This is a genomic window from Peribacillus sp. Bi134 (assembly GCF_918698065.1).
GTDB lineage: Bacteria > Bacillota > Bacilli > Bacillales > DSM-1321 > Peribacillus.
The window spans coordinates 1-24,670 of record NZ_CAKKLN010000002.1 but is presented as its reverse complement, the minus strand read 5'-3'; the positions used below and the strand labels follow the sequence as shown (position 1 = coordinate 24,670).

Here is a 24,670-nt window from a genome sequence, read left to right as displayed (position 1 = left end):
ACTGATCTTCTATAAGACCATCCAATTACCTAAACCTTTCCCAATTATAGATTTCGCTTCCTAAAAAGACAAGTAAATCATGAGAAACGCAGGACTACTTTCACTCCCAAAAAAAAAGCATGATCACTCCTCATGCTTTTGCAGAACTTTTTTCATTTTCTTTGCGAATTCACGTCGGGGCAGCATCACGCTATGACCGCACCCTTCACATTTTATCCGGATATCCATACCGAGCCGTATAATTCTCCACTTATTCACTCCACACGGATGTGGTTTCTTCATTTCCACAATATCCTTAAGTGCAAATTCCTTTTCTTCCATAACCATGAGCCCCCTAACTCCTATGACTCGCTGCCATTGTACGTAGATTTAATCCCACTTGAATCAAGCGCAGCACTTATTTCATTTCTTAATATCCTGCTGATTTCGATGTGATGCATCGGCTTCGTTTCCGCTTTAACCCGAAAGACGATTTCTTCAGGACTGATTTTTTCAATTCCCAAAAATTCTGGTGCTTTGACCAGGGCTTCGTATCTGCCTTCCATACTGTTTAAAAGATCAATCAGCACCTTCTCGGCACGCTCGACCGATCCATCATTAGGTATGGTCACATCAACAACAGCCATACTGTTTAAAATCGAATAATTCGTGACCTGGATGATGCTGCCGTTAGGTATGAAGTGCAATTCACCTGCACTGCTTTTGATTTTTGTTGTACGAAGCCCGATTTCAATGACTTCCCCTTCAAAAGTATTGATTTTAATATAATCCCCAACCGAGAAATGATCTTCAAAAATAACGAAAAACCCGGTAATTATATCCTTGACCAAACTTTGTGCGCCAAATCCAATGGCCAAACCGAGAACACCAGCACCAGCGAGTAATGGCATCACATGAAGTCCAAAAATCTCCAGAATCATCAACAAGGCAATGAAATTGATGACATAAGTAATGATATTTTCCAGCAATTTAATGAGTGTCGCTTCCCTGCGCTCCGATACCCGAATTGGACTTCTTAAACGAGCTTTGAAAAATTTATTCAGAATAGTCTTTCCTATTGTAATAATAATACGCGATAACAACAGAACAAGGAAGATTTTAATAATGCCCTCGCCCATCAGCAGCCATATCTTTTCATCCAATATCTCTTTTGTAACGCTATCATAAATGCGATCCATATTTTCCTCCTGCTTAATGCAAATAACTGCAAAACTATTATATCTTATATATGATTTTTCCCATATAGACGTATTCCTCTACCCTTCATGCATGGAGATAACCATGAATTAGAGAGATTTTCTCTATTTTATCAATAAATAATGGTTTCTGTACAAAAAAATTATGGGTATATAGGTAAAAGAATTAGAAGTTTTTTCCCAAATATTCAAGTGATTATTTACTAGAAAGTATAAATGAAAGCAATTGGTAGAGGAAGAACGTCGATTCATATCCCCTTCACCTGTTTGCATGTTCTACAAAAAATTCCCTCATCCATTATGTTAAATACCGTATATTTTCCCCTTTTTATCCGTATACTGTAATACCAAATAAAGTAAAGGAGTTGAGCCGATGAATCTGAATTCTAGTCTATTTAATAATAATAAAAATAGATTGAGTCGCATCCTGCATGAAGATACGGATGCATCCAAACAAATTTCCCAGGAATTGATCAACCTCCTACCTACCGGAAAGCTTCAACCAATCGTCATCGTCTGTATAGGCACAGACCGTTCCACAGGCGATTCACTCGGACCACTTGTCGGCACTCTGCTTAGTGAAAAAGCTGAAAACAGCTCTTCTTCATTCCATGTTTATGGTACTCTGGATGACCCTATACATGCGATGAATTTACAGGAAAAATTAAATGAAATCAAAAAGATGCATACCAATCCATTTATAGTCGGAATCGATGCTTGCTTAGGGAAAATGAAAAGCGTCGGCATAGTTCAAATCGGCCAGGGACCAGTGAAGCCAGGTGCTGGGGTCAATAAAGATCTTCCTTCCGTTGGAAATGCCCATATTACAGGAATCGTGAATGTAAGTGGATTCATGGAGTTCATGGTCTTGCAGAACACTCGTCTTAATCTTGTGCTAAAAATGGCCAAAACCATTGCCGAGGGAATTCATGAAGCACAAAATCATTATCCAATAAAACCTACCATCACTCCTTTCACATGGTCATTCAAGCAAGAAAAAACCCTTTGATCGATTTTTGCCTATGATAAAAAAGAAGGAAGGGGTCATCCCCTTCCTTCTTTTTTATACATAATACATGAAAGTAACCAGAATGGCGGTGATCATTATGCCTGGAAGCAGATTCGCCACCCTTATTTTGGTGACACCGATAATATTCATACCAATTGCCAAAATCATGACTCCCCCAGTTGCCGTCATTTCCAATATGAAGGAATCCATTAAAGCAGTTGGGACCATCGTATTGATCTGCCTTGAAAAAATCGCCATTAACCCCTCATATAGAATGATCGGAAATGCTGAAAAAAGTACACCTATGCCGAGCGTGCTGGCGAGGACCAATGCAGTAAATCCATCGATGATCGCTTTTGTTATCAAAACGTCATGATCATTCCGGATGCCGCTATCCAGGGCACCAATAATGGCCATCGCCCCAATGCCAAATATGAGTGTAGCCGTTACAAACCCCTGGGATATCGAAGTTCCTTCCTTCGCTTTCATCCTGCGTTCAAGCCAATTGCCTAAAGAATTAAGCCTACCCTCAAGATTCAACCATTCACCAAGGACAGCCCCTCCGACAATACTTAAAATGACAACAAGGAAATTATCGCTTTTAAACCCCATCTGTAAACCTAAGACCATGACAGCCAAACCAATGCCGCTCATGACCGTTTCTTTTATCTTTTCAGGTATATGTTGTAAAAACCTTCCTAAAATCGAACCGATTAAAATGCAGGCACCATTCACCAAGGCCCCTAATAATACCATCTCATCCACCTAATTTTCTGCATAAGTCGTCACGATCTTTTCATAAAGGCAATCTAAGAGGAAAGGTTCTCTTGATCGATCAAGTTCAAAATTCTCTCTAAATCTTCTTTTGAAAAGAATTCTATTTCTATTTTTCCTTTTTTCTTGCTTTGTTTTATCGTTACGCTCGTTCCTAGTCTTTCACGCAGACTTGTCTCCCGTTGCTTTATGAATATATCTTTTTTCTCTTGTTTCTTAGTTTTGGTTTCACGTGAAACGGTATCATTCAATTGATGTATATATTGCTCTAGCTGTCTGACATTCATACCTTCTTTGAGGATTTTATCCACTACCGGGTTAAGCAACTCTTTTTTCTTTAAACCTAGTAATGCCCGTCCATGGCCCATGGAAATTTCCCCATCGGAGATATATCTCCTAATCCCTTCAGGCAAAGAAAGTAATCTAACATGGTTTGCTATATGGGGCCTGCTTTTACCCAGCCGATTGGCCAACTGCTCCTGGGTAAATTCCAATTTTTCAAGAAGTGTTTGGTAAGCGACGGCTTCCTCGATCGGATTCAAATCCTCCCGTTGCAGGTTTTCCAAAATCGCCAGTTCCATCATCTGCTGTTCGCTCAATTTCCTCACAACGACCGGAACTGTCTTTAAACCTGCTTCCTTGGCAGCACGGTAACGCCTTTCCCCAGCCACGATTTCATAGCCCTTAATGCTTTCCCGGGCAATAATCGGCTGTAATATCCCGTGTTCCATGATGGATTGCTTTAATTCCTCTATAGCTTCAAGCCGAAAGCTCTTTCGGGGCTGATAAGGATTTGGCCTTAATTCCCTTACTTTGATTTCGCGCACGATTTCATCTTTACTGATCTCCCCACTGTTGAAAAGTGCGTTAAGTCCTTTGCCAAGTCCTTTAGCCATTTGATACCACTTCCTTTGCCAGTTCTAGATAGACCTCCGCCCCACGTGACTTTGGATCATATATAATTATCGGTTCTCCATGGCTCGGTGCCTCACTCAAACGGACATTGCGGGGAATGATGGTTTGATAGACTTTATCCTGAAAGTATTTTTTTACTTCTTCTATGACCTGGAGACCTAGATTTGTTCTTGCATCCAACATCGTCAAAAGCACACCCTCGATTTTCAAATCATGGTTCAAATGCTTTTGGACGAGGCGGACCGTATTCAACAGCTGACTCAAACCTTCCAATGCATAATATTCACATTGTACCGGAATCAAAACTGCATCAGCAGCCGTTAAGGCATTAAGCGTAAGCAAACCCAATGACGGAGGGCAGTCAATCACAATGTAATCATATTGGCTTTGCACCTCTTCTAATGCCCTTTTTAATCGGACTTCCCTTGAGATGGTTGGAACCAGTTCAATTTCTGCACCTGCAAGTTGAATTGTCGCAGGTATGGCATATAGGTTTTCTACCTTTGTTTCCATGATAACGGTACTGGCCTCGACATCATCAACCAATACATCATAAATACATTGTTCCACATCTGCTTTGTCGATACCTGCACCGCTTGTCGCATTTCCCTGCGGGTCAATATCGACCATTAAGACTTTCTGTCCTATATATGCAAGACAAGCACTTAGACTGACAGAAGTTGTCGTTTTTCCAACACCGCCCTTTTGATTGGCAATGGCGAGAATCTTCCCCACGAATTCACCTGCTTTCAACTATCTTCATCACGCTATATAAATCTATTGATTTGTACCGTAAATCCATTTATTTCTTTCTATTTTATCATGAATGTTACTGGAAGAAATCGTTTTCTGAAATTCCTCATAAAATTTCAAACACACTTAAAAGCATTAAAAATCCGGGGAAAGTTGAATGTTTTCAAGGAGGAAAATGCCAGTTTTGGAGTGAAAATAAAAAAGCTTGGTAATCGAAGACTACCAAGCGGGCTAAGGATAGGGAATCAAGTTTTTTTCTTGGGTATTTTAATCGTGAACTGATAATACTCCTCGAATTCTTCTTCCTCTGCATCCAAATTTATTCCATTGTCTGTAACCATATTGAGTGATTGGCGTATGGTATTCACGGCAATCCTCATGTCTTTACTAAACGCTTTACGCTTAGGTTTCGGCTTCTGCACAGTACCCGTCAGGAGCTTGACGACCTGCTCTTCGGTCTGCTTGACGTTCAACCCTTTTTCGATGATTTCCACAAGCAGTTTAAGCTGCTTTTCAGGACTCTTTAACGGTATCAACGAGCGGGCATGGCGTTCCGTAATTTGCTTTTGAAGAAGTGCATCCTGAACCTCCTGTGGCAGCTTAAGCAGCCGAAGCTTATTCGCCACGGTAGACTGACCTATTCCCAGTCTTTGTGCCAGAGCTTCTTGGGTTAAACTATGCAACTCCAATAGTTTTCCGTAAGCCAAAGCTTCTTCAATCGGTGTCAGTTCTTCACGCTGAAGGTTTTCTATCAGCGCGACGGAAGCCGTTTCTGTATCGGTGAAATCCTTGATTATAGCAGGTGCCAATTCCCAGCCAAGCTTTTGCATGGCCCGGAAACGTCGCTCACCTGCAATGATTTCATATTTTCCCTGACCATAAGCCCTTACTACAATTGGTTGAATGATCCCATGAGTATGAATCGTTTGAGCCAATTCAGCAATTTTATCGTCATTAAAAACGGTCCTTGGTTGAAATCGATTAGGCACAATATCAGAAATGGAAATTTTTCTTATCTCTTCATTATTATTGCTAGGTGTCTCCATCTCTAGTTGCTCTTCTTCTTTTTCGCCAAACCCAAAGAACCGCGAAAAAGGATGCTTCATCTTCCTACACCACCTTTTAAAACTCCCAAATAACATATTCTCTATTTAAAGGACAAGTCCTGCATACATTTCCCGACATGGTTATACATATGGCCCTTCACTGTAAAAAACATGTCGACTGGCGCCATCAAGGCAATAATGAGGAATGGAAGGCCGGTTATTATGAATATCGGCCGGCATGCCCTAGACTATTTCCCTGAATCAGCCAGCACAGGGCACACGTTTTAACATGTACCTAAATGTCTTTTTGCTAGCAAATGCAGTATTGAGTGAAAATAATAAGTTCATACATTTATAGTAAAAGAAAATAAGGGCAAGTACCAGCCATATATCTGAATCATCTGCGCTTACTATGAAAACATACTCCTCTTTCAAGGATTATTCAATAGGCTGTTTATTTGGTGTCCCTGGTTTTCTCGGGTACTTTTTAGGAGTCTTCTTCACTTTTTTTACAGTAATGATGTTTCTTTCACTATTTTCCTCTGGCAATGTGAAAGGATGAATTTCTTCGATTTCTCCGCCTAACGTAAAAATGGCCTTCTTCCCAGTGTCCATTTCATCTTGTGCACTAGCCGCTTTCATGGCAATGAAAGTCCCATCCGGTTTAACAAGCGGCAAACATAGTTCACTTAAAACGGACATCCTGGCTACCGCCCTCGCCATGACAATATCATAGGATTCGCGATGCTCCGGTTTTTGGGCAAAGGTTTCAGCCCGGTCATGATAGAAGGAAACTCCCTTTAATTGCAACGAATCCGCAAGGTGATTCAAAAAAGAAATTCGCTTATTCAAGGAATCCACAATCGAGACGTGGATATCAGGGAAACAAATCTTCAATGGAATACTCGGAAATCCAGCTCCAGCCCCAACATCGCAAATTCGATATGATTTATTAAAGTCAAAATAGAAGGCTGCACTGATTGAATCATAAAAATGCTTCAGATAAACTTCTTCTTTATCAGTGATGGCTGTTAAGTTCATCTTTTCGTTCCATTCCACCAATAATCGATAATAAGTGTCAAACTGATCAAGCTGTTGAGGAGAAAGCTCGATTCCTTTCTCCAGCAGTGCTTGTTGGAACTGTTCAATATTCATGTCTGCTTCAATCCTTTTCGGGTATTTCCATTACTGAGATACTCTGGCGATCTTACCTTGTTCCAAATAAACAAGCAAAATGGAAACATCAGCGGGATTCACACCTGAAATTCTTGAAGCCTGAGCTACTGATAGCGGGTGGACCTGCTTTAATTTTTGACGTGCTTCCGTTGCAAGACCAGAAATTGCATCATAATCGATATTCTCTGGAATCTTTTTATTCTCCATTTTTTTCAGGCGATCGACTTGCTGCAAGGATTTTTCGATATATCCTTCATACTTGATCTGGATTTCGACCTGTTCCGTCACTTCATAGCTCAGTTCGACATCACTTGGCGCCAACTTCTGAATGTGGGAATAATCCATTTCAGGCCGTTTCAATAAATCGGAGGCACGGATTCCATCCTTCAACTCACTGCCGCCGCTTGCAGTAATGACTTCTTGAACCACTTTGGTCGGTTTGATGAAGTTTGTTTTCAGTCGTTCCTTTTCCATTTCAACCGCTTCTTTTTTCATAAGGAAACGATTGTAGCGTTCTTCTTTGATCATCCCGATATTGAATCCAATTTCCGTTAAGCGTAAATCGGCATTATCATGGCGCAATAATAAACGGTATTCTGCACGTGAAGTCAGCAAACGGTATGGTTCATTCGTACCTTTCGTCACAAGGTCATCAATGAGAACACCAATATAGGCATCCGAACGGCTTAAAATCAGTTCTTCTTTACCCATTGCATTCAATCCTGCATTAATACCGGCCATCAACCCTTGTCCTGCTGCTTCCTCGTAGCCGGATGTCCCGTTAATTTGGCCAGCAGTATACAGATTTTTGATTTTCTTCGTTTCAAGTGTGGGCCATAGCTGCGTAGGAACGATAGCATCATATTCAATTGCATATCCAGCACGCATCATTTCCGCCTTTTCAAGTCCTGGAATTGTTTGCAGGATTTTCACTTGTACATCTTCAGGCAGACTGGTGGATAAACCTTGCACATAAACTTCCTTTGTATTACGGCCTTCAGGCTCCAGGAAGATCTGATGCCGTGGTTTATCATTAAAACGAACGACTTTATCTTCTATCGATGGACAATAACGCGGTCCGGTTCCTTTTATCATTCCGGAATACATTGGCGAACGGTGCAGATTTTCATCAATGAGCTGATGTGTCCCCTCATTCGTGTACGTTAACCAGCATGGCAATTGATCCGTTATGAACTTTGTCGTTTCATAAGAAAATGCGCGTGGCACTTCATCGCCAGGCTGAATTTCCGTTTTGCTGTAATCTATGGAAGAGCTATTCACACGTGGCGGCGTTCCTGTTTTAAAACGGACCAAATCAAATCCTAACTGCTCTAAATGCTCAGAAAGCCTGATGGAAGGCTGCTGATTATTTGGGCCGCTTGAATATTTCAATTCCCCTAAAATGATTTCACCGCGTAAATATGTTCCCGTCGTGATTACGACTGTTTTCGCACGGTAAACCGCGCCTGTTTTAGTGATGACACCCGTACATACGTCGTTTTCAACAATTAATTCCTCTACCATTCCTTGAATCAATGTCAAATTTTCTTGGTCTTCTATCGTCTTTTTCATTTCTTGTTGATAGAGAAATTTATCTGCCTGCGCCCGCAGCGCACGAACAGCCGGACCTTTTGCCGTATTGAGCATCCTCATTTGAATATGGGTCTTGTCGATATTTCTTCCCATTTCACCGCCTAAAGCGTCAATTTCCCTAACGACTATCCCTTTTGCCGGCCCGCCAACGGAGGGATTGCATGGCATAAAGGCGACCATATCCAAGTTAATGGTGATCATCAACGTTTTAGCTCCTACTCTTGCAGCTGCAAGGCCTGCCTCACTGCCAGCATGACCGGCACCAATAACAATGACATCATAGCTACCTGCTTCGTATTGCATATCCTTTTCCTCCTTTTACGCTTATTTTCCTAAACAAAATTGAGAGAACAATTGGTTGATCAAATTATCCTGAACGCTTTCGCCAATGATTTCTCCAAGTAACTCCCAAGCTTTCGTGAAATCGATTTGAACCAAATCAACCGGCGTACCCATTTCAATAGCATCGATTGCATCTTCGATAGACTGTAATGCCTGTCCAAGCAAAGCTATATGCCTGGCATTGGAAACATACGTCAGGTCTCCCGTTTCTAAAGAACCTTCAAAAAATAAAGAAGCGATGGCTTCTTCCAATTCATCGACTCCTCGATCCTCCAGTAATGAGGTGGAAACAACTTTATGGGATGCCGCCTTTTCCTTAACCTTTGCCATATCGATTTTTTGTGGAAGGTCGGTTTTATTGATGATAACGATAACATCCATACCCTCAACCGCTTGAAACAGTTTCTCATCTTCGGCAGTGAAATCATCCGAATAGTTCAATACAAGCAATATTAAATCAGCCTCTTTTAATACTGCACGAGACCGTTCAACTCCAATTCGTTCAACGATATCTTCCGTTTCGCGAATTCCTGCTGTATCGACAAGTTTAAGCGGTACACCGCGAACATTGACATACTCTTCAATTACGTCACGTGTTGTACCTGGAATATCAGTGACAATCGCTTTATTTTCATGAACTAAGCTGTTAAGCAAAGAAGATTTTCCGACATTAGGGCGCCCTATGATAACGGTCGCAAGCCCATCCCTAAGTATCTTGCCCTGTTGGGCCGTGTGAAGCAGCTTCTCTATTTCATTCTTCACATAACTGCCCTTTTCCAAAAATAAACGATGCGTCATTTCTTCGACATCATCATATTCCGGATAATCTATATTAACCTCGACTTGTGCGAGGGTCTGTAAAATTTCTTGTCGCAGGTTTTGGATTAATTTCGAAAGCCGGCCTTCCATTTGACCTAATGCAACATTCATCGCTTTATCCGTTTTAGCGCGGATTAAATCCATAACGGCCTCAGCTTGCGAAAGATCGATCCTGCCATTCAAAAAAGCCCGTTTCGTGAATTCACCAGGTTCCGCTAAACGAGCACCTTGTGAGAGAATGAGCTGCAATACCCGATTGACCGAAACGATTCCACCGTGACAATTTATTTCAACTACATCTTCCCTTGTAAATGTCTTTGGACCCATCATGACCGAAACCATGACTTCCTCTATGATTTCACCTGTTTTAGGCTGGATAAGATGGCCATAATGAATCGTGTGTGATTTCACATCAAGCAATCCTTTTCCACCTGGCCCTTTAAAGATCCTGTCGGCTATTTCTATGGCCTCATCACCGCTGATCCTAACGATGGCGATTGCCCCTTCCCCTAAGGGAGTAGAGATAGCGGTGATTGTATCGAATTCCATGCTTTCACCTCTTATATATTGATGTTTCTATTTTTTATTCTGATAACAAAATTGTCGAATCCCTAAATTACTACAATACCATAGTATATAGATGAAAAAAAGTAGATACTCCTTCCTCTCGAGAGTTATCCACATGCCATTAATCCATATTCTGTAACATTCATTTTAACTTATCCACATGTGAATAACAAATATCGTCCGCATCCCTTTACGGATCAAGGATATATAGAGAAATATGTCACTTATTGTTGAATTGATACTTTGTAAAAAAATATTCGACACACATTGATAGCAGGCCTAAAAAAAAGAACCCCTGCTTAAAAGCAGAAGGTTCATTTAAGTGGAGTAATGACTAAGTGGCGATATGGTTCCGTCCCACTCGAAGTCGTTTTTATTTTTGGATAATCCAAGAGAGCATTATGGATGACCTTTCGTTCGTAGGATGGCATCGGCTCAAGTGAAACAGCTTTACCTGTTTTCAAGGCTTTATTTGCCATTCTTTCGGCCAATTGGATTAAGGTGTCATTGCGGCGATTTCGATAATCTTCTGCATCTACAGTAATATTCAAAAACTGCTTCGAATATCGATTTGCTACCAGCTGTGCTAAATACTGAAGTGAATTTAGTGTTTGACCCCTTTTTCCAATCAATAAGGCAATTTTATCACCTGATAAATGGAATGTTACATTCTTACCTTTACGGGTGACATCAATTTGTGCATTGACTCCCATTTCCACGCTGACATTCTTCAAAAATCCAAGTGTCTCTTCAATGGGATCCGGAGGCAACGTCACATGGACGATTGCCTTCCTTGCACCAAATAAACCAAAAAATCCTTTTTTGCCTTCATCTTCTATTTCAATCTCCACGCGATCCTTAGTGCTGTTCAATTGAGCTAAAGCTAAATTTACTGCTTCTTCGACAGATTGTCCTGTAGCAGTCACTTTTTTCACTTTTTCTTTGCCCCTCCCGCGTTTTCCGCAGCTGCTTTTCTAAGATCCGGACCTTTGATGAAATATGTTTGAACGATACCAAAAATGTTACCAACTACCCAGTAAAGAGAAAGAGCAGCGGGGAAATTAATAGCAAATACAACAATCATGATTGGCATGATGTAAAGCATCATCGTCATTTGTGCCGCCATTTGTGGATTGGAGTTCATTCCTACCATGGACATCTTTTGCTGGATGAAAGTCGTGATACCTGCAACGACCGGTAAAATATAATAAGGATCCGGGGAACCTAAATCAAACCAAAGAAAACTATGTAAAGCAATTTCTTCCGTACGGCTGATTGCATGGTAAAATCCGATCAAAATCGGCATTTGCACCAATATCGGCAAACATCCCGCCAATGGATTCACATTATATTTTGAAAATAGAGCCATTGTTTCTTGCTGTAGTTTTTGTTGTGTGGCAGCATCTTTTGAGCTGTATTTTGCTTGAAGTTCTTTCATTTCAGGCTGAATGGCCTGCATTGCTTTCGAGCTTTTCACCTGTTTAATCATTAATGGAAGTAATGCTAAGCGAATGATTAGTGTAACACCGATGATTCCCAAACCATAGTTCTCGCCAAATGCTTCAGAAAGCCAGATGATCAGGGCTGATAATGGATAGACAATGTATGAATTCCAAAAACCTTCACTATCCGCAGTAATAGGTTCTTTAATTTCCGTACACCCTGCTAACAACATCATTATCGAGGCTAGTCCAATAATGAGTAATATTCGTTTTTTCAACCGTAATTTCCTCCTAACTTCAATCAATCTTTTTTGAAACAATTGTGAACTGTTTGATAGAAGATTTCAAGGAAAAGCAATCCACTTTTTCCACAGTTACAATCGGGATTTTCTATGTCATCTTTCTCAAGTAACCACATGATCCGAGGAGTGCTTATTCGATATTAAGGGGACTTTATTGTTTTTTCATTTTAAAGTTTAGTGATTTAGAACGTTTAAGGACATGGATCAAGCTGCTTTTCACCTGGCTAAAGTCCATCTCCGCCGCTGGTTTTCGAGCAATCACAATATAATCCTTACCCTCTTCTACATCTTCTTTCAATTCCAAAAACGCTTGCCGTATGTATCTTTTGATTTGGTTCCTAACAACGGCGTTCCCGATTTTTTTACTGACTGAAAGGCCGATCCGAAAATAATCCTGACCTGGCTTTTCAAGGACATAGACAACGAATTGCCGATTAGCAGAAGATTCACCTTTTTTAAACACAAGCTGAAATTCGTCCTCTTTCTTAATCCTTAACTTTTTTTTCATTTTTACACCTTCATTACATGAATTGAGTCTCAGTAAATCCCTTATTTTGCGAAAAAAGACCACTGAGACTTTTCAGTGGTCTATGCAGATAATACTTTTCTGCCCTTACGGCGACGTGCAGCGATTACTCTACGTCCGTTTTTCGTGCTCATACGTGCACGGAAACCGTGAACTTTACTATGTTTGCGGTTATTCGGTTGATAAGTTCTTTTCATTATATGACACCTCCCTGAGGAATAACAGTTAAAGACAGTCTTTACAATTATATAGATGGAGGTTTCTACTTGTCAACCTCATCCATAAAAATATTTCTTTTTTAATGCTCAATGTCCAGTTGGCCTTTTTTTACTACCTAGCCTATTGTAAATGATTTTGCTCCGAACTGATATAGAAATTTTTGGGGAAAGGCAAATTTCCATCATTTTATCCATGAGCACAAATATGAGATTCGCAATGAATCCTTCCTTGATCGAAACAACATTCGACAAATAATAAGAATGGACGTGAATCATCTTTCGATCTGTCCCATGCAGTACTTTCGGCTTGAACAACTTCGTTCAAAACAAATTAGTTCAGCCGATAATCACGGTCTGTGGATAAATTTCGACATGTTTTTTTCTATCCACATCCCATTTCATGGACTTTTGCACATAACAATGGCCTGTGGAAAAGTTTTTCCCACAAGCTCGGTAAGTTGTGGATAAAGTTTTCTAACCCATTGCAAGACGCCTGAATTTCTGATATTATATTTGTGTTTTCACTCTGAATAACTTTATCAACAGGTAAGGTTTATCCACAGACTGTGAATAACTTGTGGATAGTTTATCCGACCTGTGTATATTAATCTGTCCACAGATGGTGGATATTGTCGAAAACCCTTTTTTCTTCTTTATTATATATTTCTTAAAATACCTGTTGATGAATAAACATTCAAATCTACACTGGTTCACCAGATGTAGTCTGTACAAAGGTTGTACAGCGCAAGATATAGTTTTTAGGCACTTCATTACACAACACAAAAATCCCTTAATACAGCTCACCGAACCTTTGCTGTCAAAATTAATATAAAGACGGCAATCGATGAGTTTATTTGTGCCTATACATTTAGATACAATTATTAAAAATATTTTGCAAAGGAGGGATAAGTTTGGATAACATCGATAGCCTCTGGAACCAGGCGCTCGGAAAAATCGAAAAAAAAATCAGTAAACCAAGCTTTGAGACTTGGCTTAAATCAACCAAGGCCTATTTACTGCAAGGTGATACTTTAACAGTCACCGCTCCCAATGAATTTGCCAGGGATTGGCTTGAAGAACGCTATTCCCATCTTATTTCCGATGTATTGTTTGAACTTACCGGTGAGGAATTGGAAGCAAAATTCATCATTCCCCCCAATCAAGAAGATGATGATTTTACCGTTCCTGTTCAGCCTAAAAAGATAAAAAAGCAGGATAAAGAGCATGCTGCATTTCCACAGCATATGCTTAATGCGAAAAATACATTCGATACATTTGTCATCGGCTCCGGCAATCGTTTTGCCCATGCCGCGTCTCTCGCTGTCGCAGAAGCTCCGGCCAAAGCCTATAATCCCTTATTCATTTACGGGGGCGTCGGCCTTGGAAAAACTCATTTAATGCATGCAATCGGGCATTATGTTCTAGAGCATAATCCGAATGCGAAGGTCGTTTATTTATCGTCTGAAAAGTTCACGAATGAATTCATCAACTCGATCCGGGACAATAAAGCTGGGGAATTCCGTGATAGATATCGAAGCGTGGATGTTTTATTAATTGATGATATTCAATTCCTTGCGGGAAAAGAACAAACTCAAGAAGAGTTTTTCCATACATTCAATGCGTTGCATGAAGAAAGCAAACAAATCGTCATCTCGAGTGACCGCCCGCCAAAAGAGATACCTACACTAGAGGATCGCCTCCGTTCAAGGTTTGAGTGGGGCTTGATCACGGATATCACGCCACCTGATCTAGAAACGCGGATTGCCATATTGCGTAAAAAGGCAAAAGCTGAGGGTCTTGATATCCCGAACGAAGTCATGCTCTATATCGCCAATCAAATCGATTCCAATATTCGTGAGCTTGAGGGTGCACTTATTCGTGTCGTCGCTTATTCTTCATTGATTAATAAGGATATAAATGCCGATTTGGCAGCTGAAGCATTAAAAGATATCATCCCTAGCTCAAAACCTAAAATAATCACCATCTTGGAAATCCAGAAAACGGTCGGTGAACATTATAGTGTCAAACTTGAGGATTTCAAGGCGAAAAAACGGACTAAATCCGTGGCCTTTCCGAGACAGATCGCCATGTATCTTTCCAGGGAGTTGACGGACTCATCCCTGCCCAAGATAGGTGATGAATTTGGAGGTCGCGATCATACGACCGTTATCCATGCGCATGAAAAAATCTCCAAACTCATGCAAACGGACACCCAGCTTCAACGTCAGGTTAAAGAAATCCAGGACCAGCTGAGGGTATAATGGATTCTGGATAATGTGAATAACTGACGACTACTTACACACAGTCTGTCCACATGTGGATAGACTGTTTTTCCTTAGGTTGAGTGGACTTATCCACATATCAACAGGCCCTACTACTATTACTACTATCTTTTTTAATAAAAATTATTAATAAATATGCCTATTCGGCAATAAAAAATTGGAGGATGAAACATGAGATTTATAATCCAAAGAGATCGATTAGTTCATAGTGTCCAAGAAGTAATGAAAGCAGTCACATCAAGGACGACGATTCCGATTCTAACGGGGATAAAAATAAGCGTTACTAGTGAGGGTGTCACTCTAACAGGAAGTGATTCTGATATCTCCATCCAATCATTCATTCCTGCTGAGGTTGACGGAGATGAAATCGTTGAAGTTAAAAGCAGCGGCGGTATTGTCCTGAATGCCCGTTTTTTCAGTGAAATTGTCAAAAAGCTGCCGATGGATACTGTAGAAATTGAAGTGGAGAACAACTTCCAAACGATTATTCGCTCTGGAAAAGCTGAGTTTAATCTAAATGGACTGGATCCTGAGGAATATCCACATCTTCCGATCATTGAAGAAGAAAATATTTTCAAACTTCCAACCGACCTTTTAAAGACCCTTATCAGACAAACTGGCTTTGCAGTGTCCACGTCAGAAACACGCCCCATCTTAACAGGTGTAAACTTGAAGGTTCAAGATGACGAATTGACCTGTATTGCAACAGATAGTCATAGGCTTGCAATGAGGACAGCCAAAATAGAAAATAAAATTAACGGGACCTATAGCGTTGTCATCCCAGGTAAAAGTTTGAATGAGTTAAGTAAGATCCTTGATGATACAAACGAACTCATTGAAATCGTCATTACCGAAAACCAAGTACTTTTCAAAGCTGAAAATTTATTATTCTTCTCAAGACTTCTTGAAGGGAATTACCCTGATACATCACGCTTGATTCCATCAGATAGCAAAACCGATGTGACTGTTCACACCAAGGATTTCCTGCAAGCGATCGACAGGGCTTCTTTATTGGCGAGAGAAGGAAGAAATAATGTCGTCAAATTGACAACCCTGGAAGGTCGTATCATCGAAGTCTCTTCCAATACTCCTGAAATTGGTAAAGTAATTGAAGAGGTTCAGGCAGAAGCCATTGAAGGTGAAGACCTGAAAATCTCATTCAGTGCCAAATTTGTAATGGATGCTCTAAAGGCATTGGAAGGTTCCGATATAAAAATTAATTTCACAGGGGCAATGCGTCCGTTTGTCATTCGTCCGCTACATGATGATTCCATGCTGCAATTAATTCTCCCAGTAAGAACTTATTAAGCTAAAATAATATTTCAAAAAAATTAAAGGCTTGTATAGCAGGTCTTTAATTTTTTTATATTTAAACATAGGTTTCCAAAGGGTTCTTGGCGTTTTTTTAATGCTGTACGGAACAGTGAATCGCTAAAAATAAGAACTGAAAAAGCTATACTTTGTCTTAATGGGATTAATTTAGTAAAATGAAATATTAAAGACTACTTAGAAATGAGTGAGGCATGAAATGGACTCCATAAAAATCAATACTGAATATATTACGCTTGGACAATTCCTGAAATTGGCCGATTTAATCCAAAGCGGCGGAATGGCGAAATGGTTCTTAAGTGAATACGAGGTTTACATTAATGGCGAATTAGACGTGAGAAGAGGCAGAAAATTAAGATCAGGTGATAAAATAGAGATTCCTGGATTTGGCACCTACACAATTACAAGCTAAAACATAAGGGAAGAGCGGAATATGTATATTGAAAATATAAGTTTGAAAAATTACCGCAACTATACCGAATTGAATCTGACTTTTGAGAATAAAGTCAATGTAATCCTCGGCGAAAATGCTCAAGGAAAAACAAATGTCATGGAATCTATTTTTGTTTTAGCAATGGCAAAATCTCATCGCACCTCAAATGATAAAGAACTTATTCGCTGGGATGAAGAGTATGCTAAAATAGAGGGAAGAGTTAGAAAGAGAAATACCTCAATACCACTTGAGCTGACCATTTCAAAAAAAGGGAAAAAGGCGAAGTGCAACCATATTGAACAAAGAAAGTTAAGTCAATATGTCGGAAATATGAATGTGGTCATGTTTGCGCCTGAGGATCTAAACCTTGTAAAGGGAAGTCCTCTAGTCAGACGCCGTTTTATAGATATGGAAATTGGCCAGGTTTCTCCCGTATACCTTCATGATATGAGCCAATATCATAAAATACTTCAACAAAGAAATCATTACTTAAAGCTTCTGCAGACCCGAAAACAAACGGATACGACGATGCTTGACGTGCTGACCGATCAATTTATTCAGTATGCAGCGAAAATTGTCGAAAGAAGATACGAGTTTCTTTTAAAGCTCCAGCAATGGGCAGAGCCGATTCATTCGGGGATCTCCAGAAATCTAGAAGTATTGAAAATCCAATATAAACCGTCGCTTGATGTATCAGAATCTATGGATTTGACGAAAATGATAGAAGTATACACAGAAAAATTTGATAAAATAAAAACAAGGGAAATTGAACGGGGTGTAACACTGGTAGGTCCTCATCGTGACGACCTGGTTTTTTTTGTGAATGACCGGGATGTCCAGACATACGGTTCACAAGGACAACAGCGAACGACAGCCCTGTCTTTGAAACTTGCCGAAATTGAGCTGATCCATGAAGAAATCGGCGAGTATCCCATTTTATTATTGGATGATGTGTTATCGGAACTTGACGATTTCCGCCAATCCCATTTACTGAATACAATACAAGGGAAAGTGCAAACATTCGTGACGACACCCTCCGTTGATGGAATCGATCATCAAACCCTAAGAGAAGCGTCCACCTTTTATGTTAGTCAAGGAAGTATAAAAAAGGTTAAATGATGAGGTGAATGTATGTATCTCCATATTGGTGAAGACATTCTTGTGAAAACGGACGATGTCATAGCCATTTTAGATAAGAAGCTGCTTCAGGCCTCTCCAATCATGAGTGAATTTTTGGAGAAAAAGTCTGATGTAACTTACCATTTAGCAAAAAACTCGGTTAAATCGATTGTAGTGACGGACAAACAGGTATATTATTCACCGCTTGCGTCGTCCACTTTGAAAAAGCGTTCACTGCAGCCATCGCTCTTAATCGATGATATAGATATTCTTTGAATTGTAGCTAAACGTATAATTACTCCTGAAAATTGATAAATGCCAAAAGAAAAGTGTAGGTGATACGTATGACAATGGAACAAAAAGAAGTACAAGCTCAGGCATACGATGAGAATCAGATACAGGTTTTAGAAGGCTTAGAAGCAGTTCGTAAACGTCCGGGGATGTATATCGGCACTACCTCTGCAAAAGGACTTCACCATCTTGTTTGGGAAATTGTCGATAATAGTATTGATGAGGCACTGGCTGGTTTCTGTACGGAAATCAAAGTGACGATCGAAGAAGACAATAGCATAACCGTAGTCGATAATGGTCGGGGAATTCCAGTGGGGATCCATGAAAAAATGGGACGCCCAGCTGTAGAAGTAATCATGACGGTCCTTCATGCGGGCGGTAAATTTGGCGGCGGAGGTTATAAGGTCTCCGGCGGTCTGCATGGTGTGGGGGCATCAGTAGTTAATGCCTTATCCACGGTATTGGAAGTTTACGTTCATCGTGAAGGTAAAATCCATTATCAGCAATTTAACCGCGGTATCCCAAAGGAAGATTTGAAAATCATCGGGGAAACCGATCATACAGGAACGACTGTACACTTCATTCCTGATGGTGAAATCTTCACGGATACCTTGGAATATGACTTTGATACATTAGCCACACGAATCCGTGAGCTTGCATTCCTGAATAAAGGGTTGAAGCTGATCATTGAAGATAAACGTGAAGAAGAAGAAAAAATCAGGGAGTTCCACTATGAGGGCGGTATCAAATCTTATGTTGAGCATTTGAACCGTTCTAAAGAGGTATTGCATGAGGAACCGATTTTCATGGAAGGCGAGAAAGATGGAATTTCCGTTGAATTGGCTTTGCAATATAATGACAGCTATATCAGCAATGTCTTTTCTTTTGCCAATAATATTCATACCTATGAAGGCGGTACACATGAATCGGGATTCAAGACTGCTTTGACCCGTGTCATCAATGATTATGCACGGAAAAATGGTCTTTTAAAAGAAGCGGATGCCAATTTCTCAGGTGAAGATGTCCGGGAAGGTTTAACGGCAATCATTTCGATTAAGCATCCTGATCCGCAATTTGAAGGTCAGACGAAAACCAAACTCGGAAACTCTGAGGTAAGAACGGTTACTGATTCCATTCTTTCGGAACGACTTGATGCCTTCTTATACGAAAATCCTGCCGTGGCCCGAAAAATAGTAGATAAAGGGCAAATGGCAGCGAGAGCCCGAATGGCTGCGAAGAAAGCACGTGAATTGACCCGGAGGAAAAGTGCTTTGGAAGTATCCAATCTACCAGGTAAATTGGCAGATTGTTCTTCTAAGGACCCGAGTATCAGCGAATTATACATCGTTGAAGGAAACTCTGCGGGAGGATCGGCAAAACAAGGGCGGGACCGCCATTTCCAAGCTATCTTGCCGCTAAGGGGTAAAATCCTGAATGTTGAAAAAGCGCGATTGGACAGAATCCTGCATAATGAAGAAATAGGTACGATCATCACAGCACTTGGAACAGGCATTGGTGATGAATTCAATACTGAAAAAGCCAGATACCATAAAATTGTTATCATGACCGATGCGGATGTGGATGGTGCCCATATCAGAACACTGATGTTGACATTCTTCTACCGGTATATGCGAAAAATCATCGAGTATGGATATATATATATTGCTCAGCCGCCACTTTTCAAGATTCAGCAAGGGAAAAAAGTGGATTATGCTTATAATGACCGCGAGCTTGAAGAAATCATGGCAAGTTTGCCAAGTACTCCAAAGCCTAACCTGCAGCGTTATAAAGGGCTGGGGGAAATGAATCCGGAGCAATTGTGGGAAACGACCATGAACCCAGAAACGAGAACGCTGCTTCAAGTCAGTTTGAAAGATGCTGCCGAGGCAGATGAAACTTTCGAGATGCTGATGGGCGACAAGGTGGAACCGCGACGTAACTTCATTGAAGAAAATGCAATTTATGTAAAAAATCTTGATATCTGATTTTTGACAGGATGCTTTTTACATCCTGTTCTTTACATAGTGCACGAACAGTTAAACTTAAATGAGATATAAGCTTTTAATAGGAGGTTGGCTCCATGTCAGAAAATGAAAGATCAGGTGTTAAAGAAATAAATATAAGTACCGAGATGCGGACATCGTTTTTGGATTATGCGATGAGCGTTATCGTGTCGCGGGCTTTGCCTGATGTAAGGGACGGTTTGAAACCGGTACACCGAAGAATTCTTTATGCAATGAACGATCTTGGAATGACTTCGGATAAACCATTTAAGAAATCAGCCCGTATTGTCGGGGAAGTTATCGGTAAATATCACCCGCATGGTGATTCGGCAGTATATGAAACGATGGTACGGATGGCGCAGCCTTTTAACTATCGCTATATGCTTGTAGATGGACATGGGAATTTCGGTTCGGTCGATGGTGACCAAGCTGCCGCAATGAGGTACACCGAAGCGAGAATGTCGAAAATCTCGATGGAGTTACTCCGCGATTTAAATAAAGATACGGTCAATTTCCAGGATAACTACGATGGTTCAGAAAGAGAACCAGCCGTCATGCCTGCCCGTTTCCCGAACTTGTTGGTGAATGGTTCATCAGGAATAGCGGTAGGAATGGCAACCAATATTCCGCCCCATCAATTAGGTGAGGTAATTGACGGCGTATTGGCTTTAAGCAAGAATCCTGAGATTACAATTCCAGAGTTGATGGAATATATTCCTGGGCCGGACTTTCCGACAGCCGGTTTGATTTTAGGGAGAAGCGGAATCAGAAAGGCCTATGAAACCGGTAAAGGGTCAATCATTCAACGGGCGAAAGTCGAGATTGAAGAGAAACCGAATGGTAAGCAGGTAATCCTTGTTAAGGAAATCCCTTATCAAGTGAATAAAGCAAGATTGATTGAAAAAATTGCAGAACTTGCCCGAGATAAGAAAATCGAAGGCATTACCGACTTACGCGATGAATCGGATCGCAATGGCATGCGTATCGTCATGGAGCTTCGAAAGGATGTTAATGCGAATGTCCTTTTAAACAACCTGTATAAGCATACTGCGATGCAGACCACCTTCGGAATCAATCTGCTTGCTTTGGTGGACGGTCAGCCTAAAGTGCTGAATTTAAAACAATGCCTACGCTACTACTTGGAGCATCAGCAGGTAGTCATACGTCGCAGGACTGAATTTGAACTGCGGAAAGCGGAGGCCCGTGCCCATATTTTAGAAGGTTTGCGTATTGCACTTGATAATTTGGACGCAGTCATCTCGTTGATCCGCAGTTCCCAAACGACAGATATTGCCCGTGAAGGCTTAATGACACAATTCTCACTTTCCGAAAAACAGGCGCAAGCTATCCTGGATATGCGTTTACAGCGCTTGACAGGTCTGGAACGTGAAAAAATTGAAGATGAATACCAGGCATTAATGGCTATAATTGCAGAATATAAAGCGATTCTTGCTGATGAGGAAAAGGTTCTTGAAATTATTCGTGAAGAACTTCTTGAAATTAAAGAACGTTTTGATGATAAACGGAGAACTGAAATCACATTAGCCGGGTTTGAAAGCCTGGAAGATGAAGATTTAATCCCAGAGGAAAATATAATCGTGACACTTACGCATAACGGTTATATTAAACGCTTGCCTGCAACCACATACCGCAGTCAAAAACGCGGGGGTCGTGGAATACAGGGTATGGGCACGAATACAGATGACTTTGTCGGTCACTTGTTAACCACTTCGACTCATGACACTCTATTATTCTTCACCAACAAAGGTAAGGTCTATCGTTCCAAAGGTTATGAAATACCTGAATATGGAAGGACAGCAAAAGGATTGCCGCTTATCAACTTGTTGGAAGTCGATAAAGGCGAGTGGGTCAATGCAATCATACCTGTGAAGGAATTTGCGGACGATTGGTATTTATTCTTTACGACCAGACATGGGATATCGAAGCGTACACCTTTGTCGTCTTTTGCAAATATCCGTAATAATGGTTTAATTGCCCTAGGCTTACGTGAAGATGATGAATTGATTTCTGTCCGTCTTACGAATGGAGAGAAACAGATCATAATTGGAACGAAAGCCGGGATGATGATCCGTTTCCCTGAGACGGATGTACGGACAATGGGACGTACTGCGGCGGGAGTGAAAGGGATTTCCTTAGGGACGAATGATGAAGTTGTCGGAATGGAAATTCTTGAAGATGATGAAGAAGTCCTGATCGTTACGAAAAACGGCTATGGAAAACGGACCTCTGCGGAAGAATACCGTATTCAAAGCCGTGGAGGAAAAGGAATAAAAACATGTAATGTCACTGAGAAAAATGGTGAACTTATAGCCGTGAAAACAGTTACGGGTGAAGATGAAGATTTGATGCTGATTACAGCAGCTGGTGTATTGATCCGAATGGAAGTCGAAGGCATTTCTAAAACGGGCCGTAATACACAGGGTGTTAAGCTCATCCGACTCGAATCCGCAGATAATGAATATGTTTCTACGGTGGCCATCGTAGGAAGGGAAGAAGAAGAAGAAAAAGACATGGATATAGAGGCGGTAACAAATCTAGATCCGGATTCTGATCCTGAACCTACCGTAATTGAAGAAAATGAAGAAACTGAAAAAGATACGGAAGAATAATCTTCTCATAAAAAAAGGGGTTCGGAATTTTAATTCTGAACCCCTTTTGAAATTCCCTTTGAATTTTAAGGCAAAGGGTTCTATCAAAAGTTAAAACAAAGTTGATTGGAGCGGGACTCCTGCGGGAAAGCGAGTACCTGTAGAGGAAATCAATGCTCAAATTGTATAGGCCGTAAAAAAACTGTAGACCCAGCAATTAAGCTGGGTCCTTTTTTTGCGCATTAGCGGATTTCAAAATGATAATATGGGTAAAAAGACTCGTTAGTTTCGCATAAGCTTGCTAATAAATTGATTTTTTTTAGGTATTTAATCATAATAAAGATAGTTTTTACCATGTTTTTCAAGTAAAATGATACTCATTAATACTACCGAGGTGAAACGTTTTGCTAGTGAAAACTCGCTATTTAATTGAAGGCTGCATCCTCTCGAAAGAAATTAGAGGTCTTTCGAACCACCCCATTATGTATGAAAAAACAATATTGACCAAGCGATTGATTGAGGCTTTGCAAGCCTTTTTAATAACAGAGGTAAGCGTTGAAAAAACTTTGATTGATGGAAAGAAATTTCTGCCGAAAGAAGTAATGGATCCAGAATTGGATGAAATCGAAGAGTCATCGGATTTTACGGAGTTGTATCTTAAGTCAGTAGAAACATATAAACGATTATTTAAAAATTGGCAGGCGGGCAGTAAAGTCGAGGTGGCCATGATTCGTTTAATCATGATTCCCCTTATGGATAAGGCTTTAGAGGAACCAGGAAACATTTTGATGCTCCACCACTATTGCAATAAAGAAGAATATGTATATCATCATGCCATTTCCATTGGATTGATAGGAGGATATATTGCATATAAAATGAAATGCAATAGGGCTGATGTCTACCAAGCGGCAATTGGCGGATGTCTGGCAGATTGCGGGATGGCAAAGCTGTCACCAAGGTTATTAAATAAAACGGAAAGCCTGACAGCGGATGATTATGAGGAGATACATGCTCATCCTATTTTCAGCTATAAGATGATTAAAGATAGTTCAAGCATAAAGGATAGTGTGAAGTTAGCCGTTCTAGAGCATCATGGAAGGTTAGATGGAACGGGTTATCCCAAAAGATTGAAAACAAAGCCCATGAATCTATTCTCAAAAATCATTGCTGTTGCAGATGTATTTCACGCCATGACTTCCGAAAGGACATATAGAAAGAAACAATCACCGTTTAAGGTATTGGAGATGATCTTACATGATGACTTTGGTAAATTCGATATTGGGGTAGTTAAAACCTTGTTATCAAGCTTCGCTAATTTTTCCATGGGAAGCATGGTCAAACTGAACAATGGATTCATCGCTGAAATCATTTTCATTGATGCCGTCTCGCAAACAAGACCGGTCATAAAGGTGATGGATAGTGGACAAATAATCAATTTAGGGATTAATCGTGAATTATATATAGAAGAAATACTATAAAGTTCAAAGAAAAAGTTTACTCTTAAAATGTATGCTTTTTCTTCTTGATTAGGTGTACAGTCAGAGGATTTGAAATCTATGAATTCATGTATATTATTTATTTTAAAATAACTATTGCTTTTATTCCTGATACTAGATATAATAACTAAGTCGACAGCGAAAGAAAAAAAGTTGTTGACAAAAAATAATATAGTTGATATATTATTAAAGTCGTTTCCAAACGAACGACGATAAATTGCTCTTTGAAAACTGAACAAAACAAAGCGCCAACGTTAAATTTTAAGTGAGCACACACTATTAAAAAAGCAAATGAGCAAGTCAAACATTTCTTCGGAGAGTTTGATCCTGGCTCAGGACGAACGCTGGCGGCGTGCCTAATACATGCAAGTCGAGCGAATCGATGGGAGCTTGCTCCCTGAGATTAGCGGCGGACGGGTGAGTAACACGT

General features: G+C 40.4%; 22 protein-coding genes and 1 rRNA gene. 10 read left to right on the top strand and 13 right to left on the bottom strand.

From position 1 onward, the window contains the following. Positions 1 to 123: 123 nt before the first annotated feature. Entirely contained in the window at positions 124 to 321 is a 198-nt protein-coding gene (locus LQ188_RS03090; RefSeq protein WP_034316158.1) for a DUF951 domain-containing protein, read from the bottom strand. A gap of 20 nt (positions 322 to 341) precedes the next feature. Next, positions 342 to 1,178 carry a mechanosensitive ion channel family protein gene (locus LQ188_RS03085; protein ID WP_101223972.1) on the bottom strand — a complete coding sequence of 279 codons (837 nt, stop codon included), beginning with the start codon at positions 1,176 to 1,178 and terminating at the stop codon, positions 342 to 344. A gap of 391 nt (positions 1,179 to 1,569) precedes the next feature. Here LQ188_RS03085 and yyaC point away from each other — a divergent pair, with 391 nt between their 5' ends. After that, a complete protein-coding gene (gene yyaC / locus LQ188_RS03080; protein ID WP_101223973.1) occupies positions 1,570 to 2,205 on the top strand; it encodes a spore protease YyaC in 636 nt (211 codons plus the stop codon). Positions 2,206 to 2,259: 54 nt separating this feature from the next. On the opposite strand, the gene LQ188_RS03075 is transcribed toward yyaC, so the two are convergent. From LQ188_RS03075 to rpmH, 11 genes are all read right to left on the bottom strand, one after another. Further along, positions 2,260 to 2,961 (bottom strand): DUF554 domain-containing protein, encoded by a 702-nt coding sequence (locus tag LQ188_RS03075; protein ID WP_230176024.1) that lies wholly within the window; start codon positions 2,959 to 2,961, stop codon positions 2,260 to 2,262. Positions 2,962 to 3,014: 53 nt separating this feature from the next. Next, a complete protein-coding gene (locus tag LQ188_RS03070; RefSeq protein ID WP_230176023.1) occupies positions 3,015 to 3,875 on the bottom strand; it encodes a ParB/RepB/Spo0J family partition protein in 861 nt (286 codons plus the stop codon). Continuing rightward, positions 3,868 to 4,629 (bottom strand): AAA family ATPase, encoded by a 762-nt coding sequence (locus LQ188_RS03065; protein ID WP_034316249.1) that lies wholly within the window; start codon positions 4,627 to 4,629, stop codon positions 3,868 to 3,870. The genes LQ188_RS03070 and LQ188_RS03065 overlap by 8 nt, the downstream gene beginning before the upstream one ends. Positions 4,630 to 4,892: 263 nt before the next feature. Next, positions 4,893 to 5,753, bottom strand: coding sequence for a nucleoid occlusion protein (gene noc / locus LQ188_RS03060; protein WP_101223976.1), 861 nt, complete (start codon positions 5,751 to 5,753; stop codon positions 4,893 to 4,895). Positions 5,754 to 6,131: 378 nt separating this feature from the next. Further along, entirely contained in the window at positions 6,132 to 6,848 is a 717-nt protein-coding gene (gene rsmG, locus LQ188_RS03055) for a 16S rRNA (guanine(527)-N(7))-methyltransferase RsmG (protein ID WP_101223977.1), read from the bottom strand. Positions 6,849 to 6,878: 30 nt separating this feature from the next. Further along, complete coding sequence (gene mnmG / locus LQ188_RS03050; RefSeq protein ID WP_230176022.1) at positions 6,879 to 8,765, bottom strand: tRNA uridine-5-carboxymethylaminomethyl(34) synthesis enzyme MnmG; 1,887 nt, start codon at positions 8,763 to 8,765, stop codon at positions 6,879 to 6,881. Between the two features lie 21 nt (positions 8,766 to 8,786). Next, on the bottom strand, positions 8,787 to 10,172 hold the full coding sequence (mnmE, locus tag LQ188_RS03045; RefSeq protein ID WP_101223979.1) for a tRNA uridine-5-carboxymethylaminomethyl(34) synthesis GTPase MnmE: 1,386 nt from the start codon (positions 10,170 to 10,172) through the stop codon (positions 8,787 to 8,789). Between the two features lie 332 nt (positions 10,173 to 10,504). Beyond that, positions 10,505 to 11,125, bottom strand: coding sequence for an RNA-binding cell elongation regulator Jag/EloR (jag, locus tag LQ188_RS03040; protein WP_101223980.1), 621 nt, complete (start codon positions 11,123 to 11,125; stop codon positions 10,505 to 10,507). Then, positions 11,122 to 11,910, bottom strand: a complete 789-nt coding sequence (gene spoIIIJ, locus LQ188_RS03035) for a YidC family membrane integrase SpoIIIJ (RefSeq protein ID WP_048687953.1) — start codon at positions 11,908 to 11,910, stop codon at positions 11,122 to 11,124. Before spoIIIJ ends, jag begins: the two co-directional genes overlap by 4 nt. Positions 11,911 to 12,085: 175 nt before the next feature. After that, positions 12,086 to 12,442, bottom strand: coding sequence for a ribonuclease P protein component (gene rnpA, locus LQ188_RS03030; protein ID WP_230176021.1), 357 nt, complete (start codon positions 12,440 to 12,442; stop codon positions 12,086 to 12,088). Positions 12,443 to 12,522: 80 nt separating this feature from the next. Then, the gene (gene rpmH, locus LQ188_RS03025; RefSeq protein WP_034316183.1) at positions 12,523 to 12,657 is read right to left on the bottom strand and encodes a 50S ribosomal protein L34; all 135 of its coding nucleotides are present in this window, start codon (positions 12,655 to 12,657) and stop codon (positions 12,523 to 12,525) included. A gap of 932 nt (positions 12,658 to 13,589) precedes the next feature. On the opposite strand from rpmH, the gene dnaA reads away from it, so the two are divergent. The 9 genes from dnaA to LQ188_RS02980 all read left to right on the top strand — a co-directional run. Continuing rightward, the gene (dnaA, locus tag LQ188_RS03020; protein WP_057914144.1) at positions 13,590 to 14,939 is read left to right on the top strand and encodes a chromosomal replication initiator protein DnaA; all 1,350 of its coding nucleotides are present in this window, start codon (positions 13,590 to 13,592) and stop codon (positions 14,937 to 14,939) included. A 192-nt stretch (positions 14,940 to 15,131) separates the two neighbouring features. Continuing rightward, complete coding sequence (dnaN, locus tag LQ188_RS03015) at positions 15,132 to 16,268, top strand: DNA polymerase III subunit beta (protein ID WP_101223982.1); 1,137 nt, start codon at positions 15,132 to 15,134, stop codon at positions 16,266 to 16,268. A gap of 220 nt (positions 16,269 to 16,488) precedes the next feature. Further along, the gene (gene yaaA, locus LQ188_RS03010; RefSeq protein WP_034316192.1) at positions 16,489 to 16,701 is read left to right on the top strand and encodes a S4 domain-containing protein YaaA; all 213 of its coding nucleotides are present in this window, start codon (positions 16,489 to 16,491) and stop codon (positions 16,699 to 16,701) included. Between the two features lie 21 nt (positions 16,702 to 16,722). Next, positions 16,723 to 17,841: a DNA replication/repair protein RecF gene (recF, locus tag LQ188_RS03005; RefSeq protein ID WP_048687943.1), complete on the top strand. Its 1,119-nt coding sequence runs from the start codon at positions 16,723 to 16,725 to the stop codon at positions 17,839 to 17,841. 12 nt (positions 17,842 to 17,853) lie between these two features. Continuing rightward, a complete protein-coding gene (gene remB / locus LQ188_RS03000; RefSeq protein ID WP_101223983.1) occupies positions 17,854 to 18,117 on the top strand; it encodes an extracellular matrix regulator RemB in 264 nt (87 codons plus the stop codon). 74 nt (positions 18,118 to 18,191) lie between these two features. Next, positions 18,192 to 20,117, top strand: a complete 1,926-nt coding sequence (gene gyrB, locus LQ188_RS02995) for a DNA topoisomerase (ATP-hydrolyzing) subunit B (RefSeq protein ID WP_063577547.1) — start codon at positions 18,192 to 18,194, stop codon at positions 20,115 to 20,117. 95 nt (positions 20,118 to 20,212) lie between these two features. Next, positions 20,213 to 22,765 (top strand): DNA gyrase subunit A, encoded by a 2,553-nt coding sequence (gene gyrA / locus LQ188_RS02990; RefSeq protein WP_230176020.1) that lies wholly within the window; start codon positions 20,213 to 20,215, stop codon positions 22,763 to 22,765. Between the two features lie 389 nt (positions 22,766 to 23,154). Further along, a complete protein-coding gene (locus tag LQ188_RS02985; RefSeq protein WP_230176260.1) occupies positions 23,155 to 24,222 on the top strand; it encodes an HD-GYP domain-containing protein in 1,068 nt (355 codons plus the stop codon). Positions 24,223 to 24,549: 327 nt separating this feature from the next. After that, a 16S ribosomal RNA gene (locus LQ188_RS02980) occupies positions 24,550 to 24,670 on the top strand; the annotation flags it as partial.

Bases quoted from the DNA above. Each gene is read 5' to 3' on its own strand.
- LQ188_RS03090 (WP_034316158.1), bottom strand. From the start codon at position 321: ATGGAAGAAAAGGAATTTGCACTTAAGGATATTGTGGAAATGAAGAAA.
- LQ188_RS03085 (WP_101223972.1), bottom strand. From the start codon at position 1,178: ATGGATCGCATTTATGATAGCGTTACAAAAGAGATATTGGATGAAAAG.
- yyaC (WP_101223973.1), top strand. From the start codon at position 1,570: ATGAATCTGAATTCTAGTCTATTTAATAATAATAAAAATAGATTGAGT.
- LQ188_RS03075 (WP_230176024.1), bottom strand. From the start codon at position 2,961: ATGGTATTATTAGGGGCCTTGGTGAATGGTGCCTGCATTTTAATCGGT.
- LQ188_RS03070 (WP_230176023.1), bottom strand. From the start codon at position 3,875: ATGGCTAAAGGACTTGGCAAAGGACTTAACGCACTTTTCAACAGTGGG.
- noc (WP_101223976.1), bottom strand. From the start codon at position 5,753: ATGAAGCATCCTTTTTCGCGGTTCTTTGGGTTTGGCGAAAAAGAAGAA.
- rsmG (WP_101223977.1), bottom strand. From the start codon at position 6,848: ATGAATATTGAACAGTTCCAACAAGCACTGCTGGAGAAAGGAATCGAG.
- mnmG (WP_230176022.1), bottom strand. From the start codon at position 8,765: ATGCAATACGAAGCAGGTAGCTATGATGTCATTGTTATTGGTGCCGGT.
- mnmE (WP_101223979.1), bottom strand. From the start codon at position 10,172: ATGGAATTCGATACAATCACCGCTATCTCTACTCCCTTAGGGGAAGGG.
- rnpA (WP_230176021.1), bottom strand. From the start codon at position 12,442: ATGAAAAAAAAGTTAAGGATTAAGAAAGAGGACGAATTTCAGCTTGTG.
- rpmH (WP_034316183.1), bottom strand. From the start codon at position 12,657: ATGAAAAGAACTTATCAACCGAATAACCGCAAACATAGTAAAGTTCAC.
- dnaN (WP_101223982.1), top strand. From the start codon at position 15,132: ATGAGATTTATAATCCAAAGAGATCGATTAGTTCATAGTGTCCAAGAA.
- yaaA (WP_034316192.1), top strand. From the start codon at position 16,489: ATGGACTCCATAAAAATCAATACTGAATATATTACGCTTGGACAATTC.
- recF (WP_048687943.1), top strand. From the start codon at position 16,723: ATGTATATTGAAAATATAAGTTTGAAAAATTACCGCAACTATACCGAA.
- remB (WP_101223983.1), top strand. From the start codon at position 17,854: ATGTATCTCCATATTGGTGAAGACATTCTTGTGAAAACGGACGATGTC.
- gyrB (WP_063577547.1), top strand. From the start codon at position 18,192: ATGGAACAAAAAGAAGTACAAGCTCAGGCATACGATGAGAATCAGATA.
- gyrA (WP_230176020.1), top strand. From the start codon at position 20,213: ATGTCAGAAAATGAAAGATCAGGTGTTAAAGAAATAAATATAAGTACC.